Genomic DNA, 14,110 nt, shown 5'->3' on the forward strand with positions numbered 1-14,110 from the left:
CGTCCTCCTGAAAAACCAAGGGATAGACTTTCCGTGCATTGACGCGCCCGCGCGGGCGCGCAGGTTAGGTGACTGGCAGTTCGAGCTGATGCAGCGGTGGAGGTGATAGGCACCGACTCGAAGTGAACCGGCGCCTGTGTGCAGAGTAGTACGTCGTGCGGTGCCCAGCCAGGGCGTTGTGATCAGGACGCTTCGAGAATCGTGTGAATGGTCACCCCATGCTGTTCCTTGAGCAGCTCGAGCGTTGGGGTGGGATTACGGTCCTCGAAATCATTGAGGTCGAGTCGCTTCGTCACAGGGAACCATTTTGAAAGAATCTCGTGTGCCGCAGCCTCGAAGCTAGGCTCGCGCTCGCTGGCAAAACGCAAACTCTGCTTCACACCTTTCTGGTCGAGAAAGATGACTTCCCATTCTTTCATTGATAGATCCTCGCTCGAAGCACAACGTGGGTGACATCTGTTAATAGCTGACCATGGGGCTAGGGCGTTGTTCAGAAAGGCTGGCGCTGTGGCATGAAGATTTTTTCAGGATCCACTACGCCCCCTATAAGCCTGGGTGGCAAATGAAAAGCCCGCCGATAGACGGCGGGCTCGATCATACCGCTGGCAATTACTGCGGCTTGCCGTGAACCACGCCAGCCGTGTTGTCCAGCAGGCTCTTGGTGGCCGTCTGGATGAAGGCTTCGAGCTTCTGGAGCATCTCCGGCTGGTCCGGGCTTTCGATCAGCTCGGCCTTGAATTCGCGACCCAGTTGGTAGCGATACATGCGCGGGGACATGTCCTTGGACTCGATGAGCAAGCGATCGCCCTGCACCAGACCGACCACCTGCTCGCTGCCCGAAGGCTTGATCATGCCTACACCCTGGTCGCCAGCAGGCAAGTTCAGCAAATCACGCCCCCAGCACTGGTGGCGGGTTTCGCCACCCAGGCGACCCATGATCGTCGGCACGATGTCGACCTGGGTGCCGACCGTGTGGCTGACCGCACCGAACTTCTCCTGGATACCCGGCGCGATCAACAGCAACGGCACGTTGAAACGACCCAGGTCGAACTCGGTGATCTGCTGGTTGTTGCCGAAACCGTGGTCGCCGACGATCACGAACAGAGTGTCCTTGAAGTACGGCTCCTTGCGCGCCTTCTCGAAGAACTGGCCAAGTGCCCAGTCGGAGTAGCGCATGGCAGTCAGGTGCTCGTCCAGACGTCCCTGGCCAGTGACCTTTTCCACCGGCAGGTCTGCCGGCAAGGCATACGGAGTGTGGTTGGAAAGCGTCTGTAGCAGGGCGTAGAACGGCTTCTTGCCGTAATTGTGCGACAGCTCCTGATTGGCGCGATCGAACATGTCCTGGTCGGACACACCCCACGTCGGGTCGGAGAACACCGGGTTGACGAAGTCGTTGCGGCCGATGAAGGTGGTCATGCCCTGGTTGCCGAAGAAACCGGACTGGTTGTCCCAGGCGAAATCGCCGTTGTAGACGTAGACATCGTCATAGTCGCGGGCACTGAGCAGCGCCGGCAGACCGGACAGCTTGTGCCCGCCTTCGGGCGTCTGCATCAGGTACTCGAAGCCCGGCAGGTTGGGGAAGCACGCCATCGTGGCGAACATGCCTTGATGGGTGTGAGTGCCATTGGAGAAGAAGCGGTCGAACAACAACCCCTCCTTGGCCAGCTTGTCGAAATACGGTGTGATGTTGTTCGGACTGCCCAGCGCGCCGACGGAGTGGCCGGCGAAGCTCTCCATCAGGATCACGACCACGTTCTTGATCGGCAAGGTGTTCTCGGCCGGCGGCCGGAAGTCGCGGCGCACGGCCGCCTGGTCGGCATCGACCAGCGTGTCGTTGGGCGTCAGCAGCATGTTGCGCACGGTCTGCTGGGCCACCTGGGTGTCCAGGACCGGCTTCCAGATATTGGCGCGGTCCTCCCCGTAACGGCTCTTCGCCGCATCGATCAATGTCAGGGTGCCATTGAGGCCTAACTGGTTGACGAAGTTCGAGTCGGTGGTGAACGCATCGCCCCAGCGCATCGGCGGGCCTTGACGCAGCGTGCCGCGTGCCGCGACCACCGCCACCAGCAGCAGTACCATGAACACGGCCAGACGCCCGTACCAGGGTGCCACGCGACGCGCTCCGGCCACCTGCGCCGTGCTGCCGCTGCCCCGGGTGAGGCGGTCGATACCTTTGAACAGCAAGCTCAGCAGCCAGGTGCCGAACAGCCAGGCCAACAGGTAGCGCACCACCGGGAAGCCGTACCAGAGCATGCTCATGACGGTCTTGGGGTCTTCCTGGATGTACTGGAAGACCAGACCGTTCAGGCGCTGGTGGAACTCACGGTAGAAGTCCAGCTCCATCAGGCCGAGGAACATCACCACACTGGAACTGACCGTCAGCCAGAAACGGAACAGCCCGCGGCGTGCCATGGCCCATGGGCTGAGGGTCGCCAGCAGCAGCGGAATGCTCAGGTACACCACGACCCGCAGGTCGAAGCGCAGGCCGTTGACGAAGCCTTCGGCGACCGTAGCCGCCGGGGTATCGCCGATCAGGTCGCTGTTGTAGATCAGCAGCGCCAGGCGCACCAGGCTGAGCATCAGCATGATCAGCAGACCGCTGAGCAAGGTGTAGGCAAGGTGCGATTTGACGGTCGGTGCGAACGGTGCCGACGTGGCCCGTGGCTTCAAGGCATCCGAATTGGCCATGAATGGGAGGATCCTAGGGTTTCAGGGAGTGGGAGAAGGCACTGGCGCGCCTTTTTCAGGCCCGTGCCGGTCGATTGCCGGCAGGGACGCATACAGTAAACGTGCGGCGCGGAGTTTGGTGAATCCCGTGTGAAAATTTTGTCACGACGAACGGTCACAGCCGCACGTTACCGCGCGGTCCGGCAATCGCCCAGATGATCAGTCCCAAGACCGGCAACAACACAATCAGCAGAATCCACAGGATCTTGATCCCGACCTCGCTCGAGCTTTTCAGCACGTTGACGATCGCCCAGATATCCAGGGCCAGAATGATGAGGCCAACGAGGCCATTGAAGGTTGAACCCATGTGGCAACTCCCAGTGTGACATCGATAGGGCTGAGCATAGTCGGCTATTACCCCCATAGAAGGGAATCCTTGGCCCGCGCCACGGGTCACTGGATAGACTGCCGCCATTCATCGTCGCAGAGGTCTGCATGCCCCCAGTTCACACCCACGGCTCCTCACCCTCCTCGTTTCTGGATGCCTGGCGCCAGCAGGCGCTGAACACGCCCTGGCTGAGCGCCGGCCTGGGGCTGAGCCTGTTGGCGATCATCCTGCTGCTGCTGGCCAGCTTGTGGAATGCGGTCAATGGCGATCACTCGCAGAACCTGCACCTGGCGGCACTGGGCGGTCTATCGGGCTTTGCCGCGACGGCGCTGGGCGCGATCCTGGCCGTGGTGCTGCGCGACGTCAGCGCCCGCAGCCAGGACGTGATGCTGGGCTTTGCCGCCGGCATGATGCTCGCCGCCAGTTCGTTTTCCCTGATTCTGCCCGGGCTGGATGCGGCTCGGGCGATCACCGGCAACGGCCCGGCCGCTGCCGCTGTGGTGGTGCTGGGCATGGGCCTGGGGGTCCTGCTGATGCTCGGCCTGGACCGTTTCACCCCCCATGAGCACGAAAGCACTGGCCCTTGCGGCCCGGACGCCGAGCGGGTGAGCCGGGTATGGCTGTTCGTACTGGCGATCACGCTGCACAACTTGCCCGAAGGCATGGCCATCGGTGTGAGCTTCACCAATGGCGACATGAGCATCGGCTTGCCACTGACCAGCGCCATCGCCATTCAGGACATCCCGGAGGGTCTGGCGGTGGCCATGGCACTGCGCGCCACGGGGCTGTCGAATTTCAAGGCTGCGCTTGTGGCCATCGGCTCGGGACTCATGGAGCCGCTGGGCGCGGTGATTGGCCTGGGCATCTCCACCGGCTTTGCCCTCGCCTACCCCATCAGCATGGGCCTGGCGGCTGGCGCGATGATCTTCGTGGTGTCCCATGAAGTCATCCCCGAAACCCATCGCAACGGTCACCAGACCTCCGCAACCCTGGGTCTGATGGGCGGTTTCGCAGTGATGATGTTTCTCGACACGGCCCTGGGCTGACGCGTCGGCACGTCCTCTCACCCGCTCAAGGCACTGACTCGCGCCTCAGACGTGAACAGCGACCTTGAGCGCCTCAAGCGCTGGCTCCACCTTGATACCCAGTGCCTGACCCAACTCCAGCACCCGCGGCAGGTCATGTTGACCGACCATCACCATCTGCAATTCGTCATCGAGCAGTTGGCTGAAGTCGAGCAGCACATAGCCGCCCGCCTCCTTGTTCAGCGCACTCATCTGAACCTGAATGCGGTTGAGCGCTGTCAGCGGTTCGGTGCGCGCCAACTGCTTGGGCTTGAGGGTCAATGGCACGCTCTTGTCGAAGGAGTCACTGATGGCCTGAAACAGCCCTTGGTAGGAATCGGCTTGAAACACCACGGTATCCGGGAGACTGCCGAGCACCACCCATTCGCCGAGCGGGATCGGGAAGCTGTCGTCGTAATTGATGTCGGGATTGGCTGCAAGAAAAGCCGCCGGATCGGCGTAGGCCTGGGCGGCTTCGTCAGCGATGCGCTCGATGTCAGCCTCCGGGATGCAGCCGGCGCCGATGAGGCTGATGAATTCGAGCAACTGGGTTTTCATGGAGGGCCTGCTTGGCGAAGGGCAAAAAGGCGCCAAGGATACCCGCCGCGCCCTCAGCCGGCCAGGGCCTGGAGCCGAGCGGCAGCGTCGCTGGCGCCCATGGTTTGCGCAGCCACCAAGGCCGTGGCGCCCCGCGCGTCCCGATGAGCCGGATCGGCACCCTGGGCGAGCAGGTAGTCGAGAATCTCGCTGCGATTGAACATGGCCGCCAGCATCAGCGCAGTGCGGCCATCCTGGGCGGCGGCATCGACTGGTACGCCATGCTCGACCAACAGGCGAATCATCGGCAGGTCGCCTTTGAAGGCCGCCCCGGCGATAGGCAACTGACCATTGTCATTGGCGATCAGGGGATCTGCACCGTGGTTCAAGAGCACCTGCACCGTGGCGTGGTGGCCGTGATAGCTGGCCAGCATCAGCAAGGTGTCACCCTTGTGATTGCGCAAGTTGGCAGGCAATCCACCCTCGAGCAGCCGCTCGATCATCACCGCATCGCCTTGACGGGCGCGCTCGAATACCTCTGCAGCGAACGCAGCGGTTTCATCTTCAGTCATGGTGACGGGCTGTGAATCGGACATCTGCAACCTCCTGGCAAAAAATGATGGCCTGATTCTGCTTCAGGCCTCAGGCGCAGGACAAAGGTTCAGATTCTATCGACGTCAAAGACAGCGGCTATGACCTTGCAAAATGCACTGTGCAAATTGCACGACCATGCACAATGCATGGAAGGCTTTATGGAAATCAGTAATAAGTCATTGATTTTAAAGGAAAATAACAAAGTCCGAATCCTGGCACGGTGACTGCAATCATTACTCCACGATTGCCAACGCTTACACATCAGGAGTTGCTAATGGACCTTATCCAGGAAAAATTCGTCTCGGTCTTTTCCGCTTACCAGGTCGACACCAAGTCCCGCCCGGACGGTGGCATCCTGCTGACGCTGCGCGCTGCTGACGGTACCGTGACCCGCCGCGTGCTCTCTTACGCACAACTGCACAGCGCCGAGCAACTGTCCTGGGCCATCAGCGCCATCCGCCGCGATCTGGCCGAGCAGGCGAGCGAATTGCCCGTCATTTCCATGCTGCAAAGCCAACAACGCTTCGCCCTGCCAACCTACCGTTGAGCGTGGCCACCGGGTTCGCGAGGCACTCCTGCTCCCACGAAGGGACTGCGCTGGAGCAGGAGTACCCCGCGATCGTTGCGTGGAGCGTTAGAGCTCAGCCATCCCCGGAAGTTCGCGGCACACGTTATCCCCTGTGAATTTCGCGGGCTGACCGGTCCCGATGAGGCGCAGCGCCAGGCAGAACGGCCTGTCCCCCAGGTCGATCCAGCGCCGTATTTCGGCTGGCACGTGCAGAATATCGCCCCTCTCGCACAATACTGCGAACACCTCATCGCCTACCCGCAGGCTGACCTGAGCACGCCCCGCCATCACGGCAAACACCTCAAGCGCGTTGTGAACGTGCTCCTCGCGCCAGCCGCCAGCGTCCGGCAATTCTTCCTCACAATCGAGCAACGTCCATGATGTGGCGCCATGCTCAGCCATTAGCCCATCGATCCACTCACCCGCCTCGTCGCGAACCTGTTGCTGGGCATTACCTGGCCGGATAGACCACGGGAGACTCTGGTGGGCGAACCGCACGCCATGTTCGGCCAACGTTGCAACGATGTCGTCGTGGTGGGTCAGCACCTTGTACGGCAGCTGTGGGCTGCTGCACTGGAAAACGCTGAGAATGCTCATCAGGGGCTGCTCCTGCTCGGTGGACAATGGCGGGCAATGATAACGGCTGCGGCCAGCGCCGCGAGGCTGGCCATACCAAAGGTGAATGACGGGCCCAGGCCGCTCCAGGCATAACCGGAGAACAGTGCACCCAACGCGCCGCCGGTTCCGGAAAGCGCAGCGTACAACGCCTGCCCTTGCCCCTGTTGCCGCGCCCCGAAGCTGGACTGGACGAAGGCGATGGCCGCGGCATGAAAGCAACCAAAGGTCGCCGCGTGCAGCAATTGCGCGAAAATCAGCACGGCCGGCACTTCGGCCAGGCTGCCCAATAGCAGCCAGCGCAGTGTGGCAAGCAGGAAGCTCACCAGCAGCACAGCGCGTATGCTCGAGCGCGCGAACACCCGGCTCATCGACAGGAACATCAGCACCTCGGCCACCACCCCCAGCGCCCACAGCAGGCCGATGGCGCCACGGCTGTAGCCCAAGTGCTCCAGATGCAGGGTGAGGAACGTGTAGTAAGGCCCATGACTGAATTGCATCAGTGCCACGCACCCATAGAACGCCAACACGCCCGGAGCCCGCAGCTGTGCCAGAAAGCCTTCGCCAGCAGGTCTCACTGCATGCTCCGCCGGCTGCGCATTGGGTACCCAAAGGCTGGCGACGAGGATGCCGGCCATGATGCCCACCACCGCCAGCGGGTAGATATCCAGGCTCAACCACTCGAACAATCGTCCCAGGCCCACGACAGCGAGAATGAAGCCGATCGAACCCCACAGCCTGACCTGGCTGTAGCGCGAGGTCTGGCCATGCAGGTGAGCCAGGGTGATCACCTCGAACTGCGGCAACACGGCATGCCAGAAAAACGCATGCAAGGCCATGACCAGCGCCAGCCAGGCGTAGCTCTTGGCGAAGAAGATCAGCGAAAACGCACCCAGCGTGCACAGTGCGCCCAGGCGCACGATCAACAGCCGGCGACCGCTGCGATCACCCAGCCACCCCCACAAGTTCGGGGCCACGCAGCGCATGAGCATGGGAATGGCCACTAGCTCGCCGATGCGTGCCGGAGCAAACCCCAGATGATCGAAGTACAGGGCCAGGAACGGTGCAGTGGCGCCCAACAGGGCGAAGTAGCTGAGGTAAAAGCTGGACAGGCGCCAGTAGGGAATGGAAGACATGGGTGGACCTGGGAATAACCTGCGCCGACTCCGTCACACCGGGGTGCGACAGAGCCGCAGCATGTGGATCAGCGCAGACCGAGTACCGGCGTGGTCACCTTCACATCGGCGTTCTGCGCGCGGTGGCGCAGCAGGTGATCCATCAAGGCGATCGCCATCATGGCCTCGGCGATGGGCGTGGCCCGAATGCCCACGCAGGGATCATGACGGCCCTTGGTCACCACCTCCACCGCATTGCCATCGACATCGATGGAGCGTCCGGGAATGGTGATGCTGGAGGTCGGCTTGAGCGCCAGATGGGCCACGATCGGCTGACCCGAAGAAATGCCGCCAAGAATGCCGCCCGCGTTGTTGCTGAGGAAGCCCTCGGGCGTCATCTCGTCGCGGTGCTCGCTGCCCCGCTGGGCAATGCTGGCGAAACCGGCGCCGATCTCGACGCCTTTCACCGCATTGATGCTCATCAGGGCGTGGGCCAACTCGGCATCCAGACGGTCGAATATCGGCTCGCCAAGGCCAGGCATCACCCCTTCGGCGACCACGGTGATCTTGGCACCGACCGAATCCTGGTCGCGGCGCAACTGGTCCATGTAGGCCTCCAGTTCCGGCACCTTGTCCGGGTCCGGGCAGAAGAACGCGTTCTGCTCGACGCTGTCCCAGGTCTTGAACGGAATCGCGATCGGACCCAACTGGCTCATGTAGCCGCGCACGCGAATACCCTGGGTCGCCAGGAATTTCTTGGCGATGGCACCGGCCGCCACGCGCATGGCGGTTTCGCGCGCCGAGCTGCGGCCACCGCCGCGGTAGTCGCGCTCACCGTACTTGTGGTGATAGGTGTAGTCGGCGTGGGCCGGGCGGAACAGATCCTTGATCGCCGAGTAGTCCTTGGATTTCTGATCAGTATTGCGGATCAGCAGACCAATCGAGCAACCGGTGGTGCGCCCCTCGAATACCCCGGAAAGAATCTCGACTTCGTCGGCCTCCTGACGCTGGGTGGTGTGGCGGCTGGTGCCGGGCTTGCGCCGATCCAGGTCATGTTGCAGGTCGGCCAGGGTGATGTCCAGACCGGGCGGGCAGCCGTCGACGATGGCGACCAGCGCGGGACCATGGCTCTCGCCTGCGGTGGTGACGGTGAACAGCTTGCCGTAGGTATTGCCGGACATGGACGCTCCGCGAAATCAGCCTGAACTTGAGAAGGTCGCCAGTATACGGAAAGCCGCGCCCCTGCGACAAAAAACCCGAGAACCTTCGCTTGGCCCCCCGGTCAAAGCGAGCATCTCCCCACGCAGTATTCGCCGATGCGCTTCGTCGCCCTGTTCCTGCTGTTCTGCACCGGCCTGGCCCAGGCCAGCGCCGCCACCGTCATCAAACGCCCCATCGACCTGGACACCGGCACTGGCGTGCTGCATGGCAGCCTGCTGCTGCCCCAGCAGGACACGCCCGTGCCGGTGGCCTTGATCATTTCCGGATCCGGTCCCACCGACCGCGACGGCAACAACCCCGCCTCGGGACGCATCGACAACCTCAAGCGCTTGGCGCAACTGCTCGCCAGCCAAGGCATCGCCAGCGTGCGCTACGACAAACGCGGCGTCGCGACCAGCCGCCCTGCCGCGCCGGACGAGCGCGACCTGAGCGTGGAGGGCTATGTCGCCGACGTGGTGGCTTGGGCGCATCTGCTGCAGTCCGACCCGCGCTTCGGGCCGCTGATTCTGATTGGCCATAGCGAAGGCGCGCTGATCGCCAGCCTCGCCGCGCCACAAGCCGATGCCCGCGCCGTGATCACCCTGGCCGGCAGCGGACGCCCCATCGCCGACGTGTTGCGCGAGCAGCTCGCCCAGCGCCTGTCACCGGCGCAACTGGCCCGCGGCAATCGCCTGCTCGATCGCCTGCAGGCCGGGCAGACCAGCCTGGACGTGCCGGCGCCTTTGCGCGAAGTGTTCCGCCCGACGGTGCAACCCTACTTGATCTCGTTGTTCCGCCAGGATCCCGCCCAAGCGTTCGCTCAGTTGCAGGTGCCGGCGCTGATCGTGCAGGGGCGTAACGACGTGCAGGTCGAGGTCGAAGACGCCGAACGCCTCAAGGCGGCGAAACCCGATGCGCAACTGGTATTGATCGACGGCATGAACCACATGCTGCGCATCAGTCCCAAGGCCATGAGCGCGCAGCGCGACAGCTACAGCAACCCTGACCTGCCCCTGGCCCGCGAGCTGGGCGAACGCATCGTCGCGTTCATCAAGCAATTGCAGTCGGCCTGATCGACACCCTCCTCAGGTCTTGCCCCGCCCTGCCGATAACGCAGGGCAACAGGCGGTGAAACCGGGCCAGGCGCTTGGCTGTCACCGACCCACGCAATCGAGGATGGCCTGATGACCGATACTCCCGCCACCGAGGCGACCGAACAACAACCGCCCGAAAGCCCCCCGCTGCCCTGGGCGGACCTGACCGCCGAGCACTTCCAGTTGCTGCGCCTGGCGCCGCTGCCCACCGACCGCAGCACCGGCGCGCGACCGCTGCGCTTCGTCCAACTGGGCTATGCCGAACGGCATGACAAGGCCAACAGCCTGTTGCGCCTGGAAATTCTGCTGCCCGCACAGAAGGTGCGCAAGGAACAGAATCGACTGGACGTGCGCGTCGACCATGAGCAGCACCTGGTGCGCATCGGCGATCCGGCCGGCCTGCAACTCGAGCCGCTCAATCGTGGTCTGGGCCGGTACTTGCTGACCCAGGCCGTGCAGTGGCTGCAACGCAAGTGGTCGCACTATCGCGTCGAAGGCATGGCATTGCCGAACAAGGATGCCCTCAACGAGGACACCCGCTTGCGTCGCGACCATGTGTTGCGCAGCGTTGGCATCGAGGTGGAATACGCCGATGGCCAGACGCTCAAGGCGCGTACCGTGGAAACGTCCGTGGGCCAGCTCAAGGGCGGCTGGAGCAACGACAAGCTGCAGCGCGTCGACATGCTCGAGGCTGCGACGCTGCTGCAGCAGGCCGATCAGAAACTGCATGAGAAAGACGTGCAACTGCGCGAGCGTGACGAGCGTGTGGCCAAGTATCGCCGCGAGGACAGCGGGCTGCGCTTCACCATTACCTGCCTGGTGGCCTTTGCAGTCTTTCAGGCAGGCCTGCTGATCTGGATCGCCACACGCTGAATGTGCCTGGCGGGCCACACGCCCGCCAGGCCTGGTCCTAGACCCGCGAGACGAACAGTTCCTGATGGTTGCGGCACTGCTGCGCCGTGAGCATGAACACGCCATGGCCACCACGCTCGAAGTCCAGCCAGGTGAAATCCACTTCCGGGTACAGGGTTTCGACATGCACCTGGCTGTTGCCCACTTCGACGATCAGCAAGCCCTTTTCCGTCAGGTGATCGGCCGCCTCGGCGAGCATGCGCCGTACCAGGTCCAGCCCATCGTTGCCGCACGCCAGGCCCAACTCCGGTTCGTGCTGGTATTCGGCGGGCATGTCGGCGAAATCCTCGGCATCCACATACGGCGGATTGGACAGGATCAGGTCGAAGCGCTGTCCCGGCAGGGCGGCGAAGCCATCGCCCTGCACCGTGAAGACGCGCTGCTCCAGGCCATGACGCTCGATATTGCGGTTGGCCACTTCCAGGGCGTCGAACGACAGGTCGGCCAGTACCACCTCGGCGTCCTGGAAGACGTCAGCCGCGACGATGCCGATGCAGCCGGACCCCGTGCACAGGTCGAGAATGCGCGCCGGCTCACTGGCCAGCCAGGGCTCGAAGCGCTTCTCGATCAGTTCGCCAATCGGTGAGCGCGGCACCAGTACGCGTTCGTCGACGATGAACGACATGCCGCAGAACCAGGCTTCGCCCAGCAGGTATGCGGTGGGCACACGTTCTTCGATGCGGCGCTTGAGCAGGTGCTGCAGACGCACGCGCTCGTCATCTTCCAACTGGCAGTCCAGGTAGCTGTCAGCCATCTGCCAGGGCAGATGCACGGCCCCCAGCACCAGCAGGCGGGCCTCGTCCCAGGCGTTGTCGGCACCATGGCCGAAGAACAGCTCATGCTCATGGAAACGGCTGACAGCCCAGCGAATATGGTCGCGCAGGGTGCGCAGGCGGGAAGTGATCACAAAGTACTCCTTTTCAGACTGGGCAAAAGTCTACCAGCCCACTGGCTGAAATGTTCCATCGCCCGCCGCTCAGGTAGCCACAGGCCAGTAACGGCGCCGTCTGCGTTGTCAACCATTCACATTGGCGCCTGGGCAAGTGACAATAGCGCGATGTAAGCCCTTCCCGAGGAGCCCTCGATGTCCGTTCCAACCACGATGTTCCGCCTCACCGGTCGCGACTACCCGCCGGCCCGGTTGAGCCAAGCCAGCCTGATCGTCATCGACGCGCAGAAGGAGTACCTCAGCGGTCCGCTGGCACTCTCGGGCATGGACGAGGCCGTGGCGAACATTGCCCGGTTGCTCGACGCGGCCCGCAAGGCCGGTCGCCCGATCATTCATGTCCGCCACCTCGGTACGGTGGGCGGACGCTTCGACCCACAGGGCCCTGCCGGGGAGTTCATCCCGGGCCTGGAGCCACAGGGTGACGAAGTGGTCATCGAAAAGCGCATGCCCAATGCCTTCAAGAACACCATCCTGCACGAAACCTTGCAGCGGCTCGGCCACCTGGACCTGATCGTCTGCGGCTTCATGAGCCACTCCAGCGTCAGCACCACCGTGCGCCGCGCCAAGGACTACGGCTACCGCTGCACGCTGGTCGAAGACGCCTCCGCCACCCGCGACCTGGCGTTCAAGGACACGGTCATCCCGGCCGCGCAGATTCACCGCAGCGAGATGGCAGTCATGGCCGACAACTTCGCCTGCGTAGCGCCCACCGACAGCCTGATCTGATCGCCCCAGCGCCCGGCCGTCGGGCGGAACCGCACGGGTCGGCGCAGGTCGAATTCCGATACCGAGAGAGGAATACGGAATGAAGCTCAAAGGCAGTTTCGATGCCAAACGCCTGCGCCCACACCAAGCGGGCAACTGGGGCGTGCGCCTGGCGGCTGCACTGTCGGCGCTGCTGGCCACAGTGGGCATTCTTCTGGCCATGGCGGGCATTGCGGGCCTGCTGGGCAACTACGAAGCCCTGGCCGAGTTGAACGCCAATCACAGCCTCGCGGCGATTCTCGTCGCGCTCGGCCTGCTGCTGCTCTACCTGGGTGTGCGCTTCTGGCGCCTGAGCCGCATTCGCCTGCGCCGCAGTCGCGATCTCAACCTGTCGCCGCACCTGATGAAGAAACACGACTGAAGCCCCCACACGCCGAGGCGTGCGCTGGCGCGTCTGCTGACGACCCAGCGCCGATCGCGTAGACTACGCCGCCCACGTGGAGGCTCCCATGCAAGACGACGACTTTTCCCTCTTCCGCAGCGAAGTGCGCGGCGTCAAGCCCATCGCTCATGACCGTGCCGAAGTGGGCAAGCCCAAGGCTGACCGCACGCAACTGGCCGGCCTGCGTCAGGCCGCCAGCGTGCGCACCGGCCAAGCGCTGGTGGTCGACGGTCTGTCGGACCAGTTCGTCATCGACGTGGGTGCTGAAGACGAGCTCATGTGGCGCCGTGACGGCGTTCAGGAAAGCCAGATCCGCAAGCTCAAGCTTGGCCAGATCGCCTTCGAAGGCAGCCTCGACCTGCATGGCATGACCGTCGAGCGCGCCCGCGAGACGCTGTGGGCCTTCATCGCCGAAGCCACCCGCCTGGAAGTACGCTGTGTGCGGGTCACCCACGGCAAGGCGGCCCGCCTGGATGGCAAGCGGCCGATGATCAAGAGCCACGTCAACACCTGGTTGCGCCAGCACCCGCAGGTGCTTGGATTCGCGTCGTGCCAGGCCCGCCATGGTGGCACGGGTGCGCTCTACGTGATGCTCAAGCGGACCATGCTCGAAGGCCGCGACGAGTAATCGCGCTTGCAGCGCCGCGTGCGCCGCCGTACCCTTCGTTTTTGCGTTTTTTCCCACAGGTAGATCCATGTCCCTGGAACAGAACTACACCGAGATCCTCAGCCAGATTGGCGAGGACGTCTCCCGCGAGGGCCTGCTCGACACGCCCAAGCGGGCCGCGAAGGCCATGAAGTACCTTTGCCGCGGTTATGAGCAAACCTTGGAAGAAGTCACCAACGGCGCGTTGTTCACTTCCGACAACAGCGAAATGGTGCTGGTCCGCGATATCGAGCTGTATTCGATGTGCGAGCACCACATGCTGCCGTTCATCGGCAAGGCCCATGTGGCCTATCTGCCCAAGGGCAAGGTGCTGGGACTGTCCAAGGTGGCACGGATCGTCGACATGTACGCACGTCGCCTGCAGATCCAGGAGAACCTCAGCCGTCAGATCGCCGAGGCCATCTCGCAGGTCACTGGCGCAGCCGGTGTGGCCGTGGTCATCGAGGCCAAGCACATGTGCATGATGATGCGCGGTGTGGAAAAGCAGAATTCCAGCATGATCACCTCGGTGATGCTTGGTGAATTCCGTGCCAATGCCGCCACCCGCAGTGAATTCCTCAGCCTGATCAAGTGATCGGCGTCGACCTCAAGCC

General features: G+C 63.2%; 17 protein-coding genes. 8 read left to right on the plus strand and 9 right to left on the minus strand.

What is annotated here, in order from left to right; all coding sequences use genetic code 11:
- Positions 1-182 precede the first annotated feature (182 nt).
- The 3 genes from NJ69_RS11530 to NJ69_RS11540 form a co-directional block, all read right to left on the minus strand.
- On the minus strand, positions 183-419 hold the full coding sequence (locus tag NJ69_RS11530; RefSeq protein ID WP_029613755.1) for a hypothetical protein: 237 nt from the start codon (positions 417-419) through the stop codon (positions 183-185).
- A 190-nt stretch (positions 420-609) separates the two neighbouring features.
- On the minus strand, positions 610-2,688 hold the full coding sequence (locus tag NJ69_RS11535) for an LTA synthase family protein (RefSeq protein WP_039579161.1): 2,079 nt from the start codon (positions 2,686-2,688) through the stop codon (positions 610-612).
- Between the two features lie 154 nt (positions 2,689-2,842).
- Positions 2,843-3,034, minus strand: a complete 192-nt coding sequence (locus NJ69_RS11540; RefSeq protein ID WP_039579165.1) for a PLDc N-terminal domain-containing protein — start codon at positions 3,032-3,034, stop codon at positions 2,843-2,845.
- A gap of 128 nt (positions 3,035-3,162) precedes the next feature.
- On the opposite strand from NJ69_RS11540, the gene NJ69_RS11545 reads away from it, so the two are divergent.
- Positions 3,163-4,101 carry a ZIP family metal transporter gene (locus NJ69_RS11545; protein WP_039579168.1) on the plus strand — a complete coding sequence of 313 codons (939 nt, stop codon included), beginning with the start codon at positions 3,163-3,165 and terminating at the stop codon, positions 4,099-4,101.
- A gap of 45 nt (positions 4,102-4,146) precedes the next feature.
- On the opposite strand, the gene NJ69_RS11550 is transcribed toward NJ69_RS11545, so the two are convergent.
- Positions 4,147-4,677, minus strand: a complete 531-nt coding sequence (locus NJ69_RS11550; protein ID WP_039579172.1) for a hypothetical protein — start codon at positions 4,675-4,677, stop codon at positions 4,147-4,149.
- A gap of 53 nt (positions 4,678-4,730) precedes the next feature.
- Positions 4,731-5,252, minus strand: a complete 522-nt coding sequence (locus tag NJ69_RS11555) for an ankyrin repeat domain-containing protein (protein WP_029613750.1) — start codon at positions 5,250-5,252, stop codon at positions 4,731-4,733.
- A 272-nt stretch (positions 5,253-5,524) separates the two neighbouring features.
- On the opposite strand from NJ69_RS11555, the gene NJ69_RS11560 reads away from it, so the two are divergent.
- Entirely contained in the window at positions 5,525-5,797 is a 273-nt protein-coding gene (locus tag NJ69_RS11560) for a DUF3509 domain-containing protein (RefSeq protein WP_029613749.1), read from the plus strand.
- Between the two features lie 87 nt (positions 5,798-5,884).
- Here NJ69_RS11560 and NJ69_RS11565 read toward each other — a convergent pair whose 3' ends face one another.
- The 3 genes from NJ69_RS11565 to aroC all read right to left on the minus strand — a co-directional run bounded on the left by NJ69_RS11565 (position 5,885) and on the right by aroC (position 8,729).
- Positions 5,885-6,415 (minus strand): oxidase, encoded by a 531-nt coding sequence (locus tag NJ69_RS11565; protein WP_039579175.1) that lies wholly within the window; start codon positions 6,413-6,415, stop codon positions 5,885-5,887.
- The gene (locus NJ69_RS11570; RefSeq protein WP_039579177.1) at positions 6,415-7,569 is read right to left on the minus strand and encodes an MFS transporter; all 1,155 of its coding nucleotides are present in this window, start codon (positions 7,567-7,569) and stop codon (positions 6,415-6,417) included. The genes NJ69_RS11565 and NJ69_RS11570 overlap by 1 nt, the downstream gene beginning before the upstream one ends.
- Positions 7,570-7,637: 68 nt before the next feature.
- The gene (aroC, locus tag NJ69_RS11575; protein WP_039579181.1) at positions 7,638-8,729 is read right to left on the minus strand and encodes a chorismate synthase; all 1,092 of its coding nucleotides are present in this window, start codon (positions 8,727-8,729) and stop codon (positions 7,638-7,640) included.
- Positions 8,730-8,864: 135 nt separating this feature from the next.
- Between aroC and NJ69_RS11580 the strand changes: the two genes are divergently transcribed.
- Together NJ69_RS11580 and NJ69_RS11585 are read left to right on the plus strand one after the other, a co-directional pair.
- Positions 8,865-9,821 (plus strand): alpha/beta hydrolase, encoded by a 957-nt coding sequence (locus NJ69_RS11580; RefSeq protein WP_039579184.1) that lies wholly within the window; start codon positions 8,865-8,867, stop codon positions 9,819-9,821.
- Between the two features lie 111 nt (positions 9,822-9,932).
- Positions 9,933-10,715: a hypothetical protein gene (locus tag NJ69_RS11585; protein ID WP_039579187.1), complete on the plus strand. Its 783-nt coding sequence runs from the start codon at positions 9,933-9,935 to the stop codon at positions 10,713-10,715.
- Between the two features lie 37 nt (positions 10,716-10,752).
- Here NJ69_RS11585 and prmB read toward each other — a convergent pair whose 3' ends face one another.
- Positions 10,753-11,661, minus strand: coding sequence for a 50S ribosomal protein L3 N(5)-glutamine methyltransferase (gene prmB, locus NJ69_RS11590; RefSeq protein ID WP_039579190.1), 909 nt, complete (start codon positions 11,659-11,661; stop codon positions 10,753-10,755).
- 177 nt (positions 11,662-11,838) lie between these two features.
- Between prmB and NJ69_RS11595 the strand changes: the two genes are divergently transcribed.
- The 4 genes from NJ69_RS11595 to folE all read left to right on the plus strand — a co-directional run bounded on the left by NJ69_RS11595 (position 11,839) and on the right by folE (position 14,091).
- On the plus strand, positions 11,839-12,429 hold the full coding sequence (locus tag NJ69_RS11595) for a cysteine hydrolase family protein (RefSeq protein WP_039579192.1): 591 nt from the start codon (positions 11,839-11,841) through the stop codon (positions 12,427-12,429).
- Between the two features lie 79 nt (positions 12,430-12,508).
- A complete protein-coding gene (locus NJ69_RS11600) occupies positions 12,509-12,829 on the plus strand; it encodes a hypothetical protein (RefSeq protein ID WP_039579194.1) in 321 nt (106 codons plus the stop codon).
- An 88-nt stretch (positions 12,830-12,917) separates the two neighbouring features.
- Complete coding sequence (locus tag NJ69_RS11605) at positions 12,918-13,478, plus strand: Smr/MutS family protein (protein WP_039579196.1); 561 nt, start codon at positions 12,918-12,920, stop codon at positions 13,476-13,478.
- 67 nt (positions 13,479-13,545) lie between these two features.
- Positions 13,546-14,091 carry a GTP cyclohydrolase I FolE gene (gene folE / locus NJ69_RS11610; RefSeq protein WP_039579200.1) on the plus strand — a complete coding sequence of 182 codons (546 nt, stop codon included), beginning with the start codon at positions 13,546-13,548 and terminating at the stop codon, positions 14,089-14,091.
- Positions 14,092-14,110 lie beyond the last annotated feature (19 nt).

The organism is Pseudomonas parafulva, assembly GCF_000800255.1.
Classification (GTDB): domain Bacteria; phylum Pseudomonadota; class Gammaproteobacteria; order Pseudomonadales; family Pseudomonadaceae; genus Aquipseudomonas; species Aquipseudomonas boreofloridensis.

Coding starts and splice junctions, on each gene's coding strand:
- NJ69_RS11530 (WP_029613755.1), bottom strand. CDS start 419: ATGAAAGAATGGGAAGTCATCTTTCTCGACCAGAAAGGTGTGAAGCAG.
- NJ69_RS11535 (WP_039579161.1), bottom strand. CDS start 2,688: ATGGCCAATTCGGATGCCTTGAAGCCACGGGCCACGTCGGCACCGTTC.
- NJ69_RS11540 (WP_039579165.1), bottom strand. CDS start 3,034: ATGGGTTCAACCTTCAATGGCCTCGTTGGCCTCATCATTCTGGCCCTG.
- NJ69_RS11545 (WP_039579168.1), top strand. CDS start 3,163: ATGCCCCCAGTTCACACCCACGGCTCCTCACCCTCCTCGTTTCTGGAT.
- NJ69_RS11550 (WP_039579172.1), bottom strand. CDS start 4,677: ATGAAAACCCAGTTGCTCGAATTCATCAGCCTCATCGGCGCCGGCTGC.
- NJ69_RS11555 (WP_029613750.1), bottom strand. CDS start 5,252: ATGTCCGATTCACAGCCCGTCACCATGACTGAAGATGAAACCGCTGCG.
- NJ69_RS11560 (WP_029613749.1), top strand. CDS start 5,525: ATGGACCTTATCCAGGAAAAATTCGTCTCGGTCTTTTCCGCTTACCAG.
- NJ69_RS11565 (WP_039579175.1), bottom strand. CDS start 6,415: ATGAGCATTCTCAGCGTTTTCCAGTGCAGCAGCCCACAGCTGCCGTAC.
- NJ69_RS11570 (WP_039579177.1), bottom strand. CDS start 7,569: ATGTCTTCCATTCCCTACTGGCGCCTGTCCAGCTTTTACCTCAGCTAC.
- aroC (WP_039579181.1), bottom strand. CDS start 8,729: ATGTCCGGCAATACCTACGGCAAGCTGTTCACCGTCACCACCGCAGGC.
- NJ69_RS11580 (WP_039579184.1), top strand. CDS start 8,865: ATGCGCTTCGTCGCCCTGTTCCTGCTGTTCTGCACCGGCCTGGCCCAG.
- NJ69_RS11585 (WP_039579187.1), top strand. CDS start 9,933: ATGACCGATACTCCCGCCACCGAGGCGACCGAACAACAACCGCCCGAA.
- NJ69_RS11595 (WP_039579192.1), top strand. CDS start 11,839: ATGTCCGTTCCAACCACGATGTTCCGCCTCACCGGTCGCGACTACCCG.
- NJ69_RS11600 (WP_039579194.1), top strand. CDS start 12,509: ATGAAGCTCAAAGGCAGTTTCGATGCCAAACGCCTGCGCCCACACCAA.
- NJ69_RS11605 (WP_039579196.1), top strand. CDS start 12,918: ATGCAAGACGACGACTTTTCCCTCTTCCGCAGCGAAGTGCGCGGCGTC.
- folE (WP_039579200.1), top strand. CDS start 13,546: ATGTCCCTGGAACAGAACTACACCGAGATCCTCAGCCAGATTGGCGAG.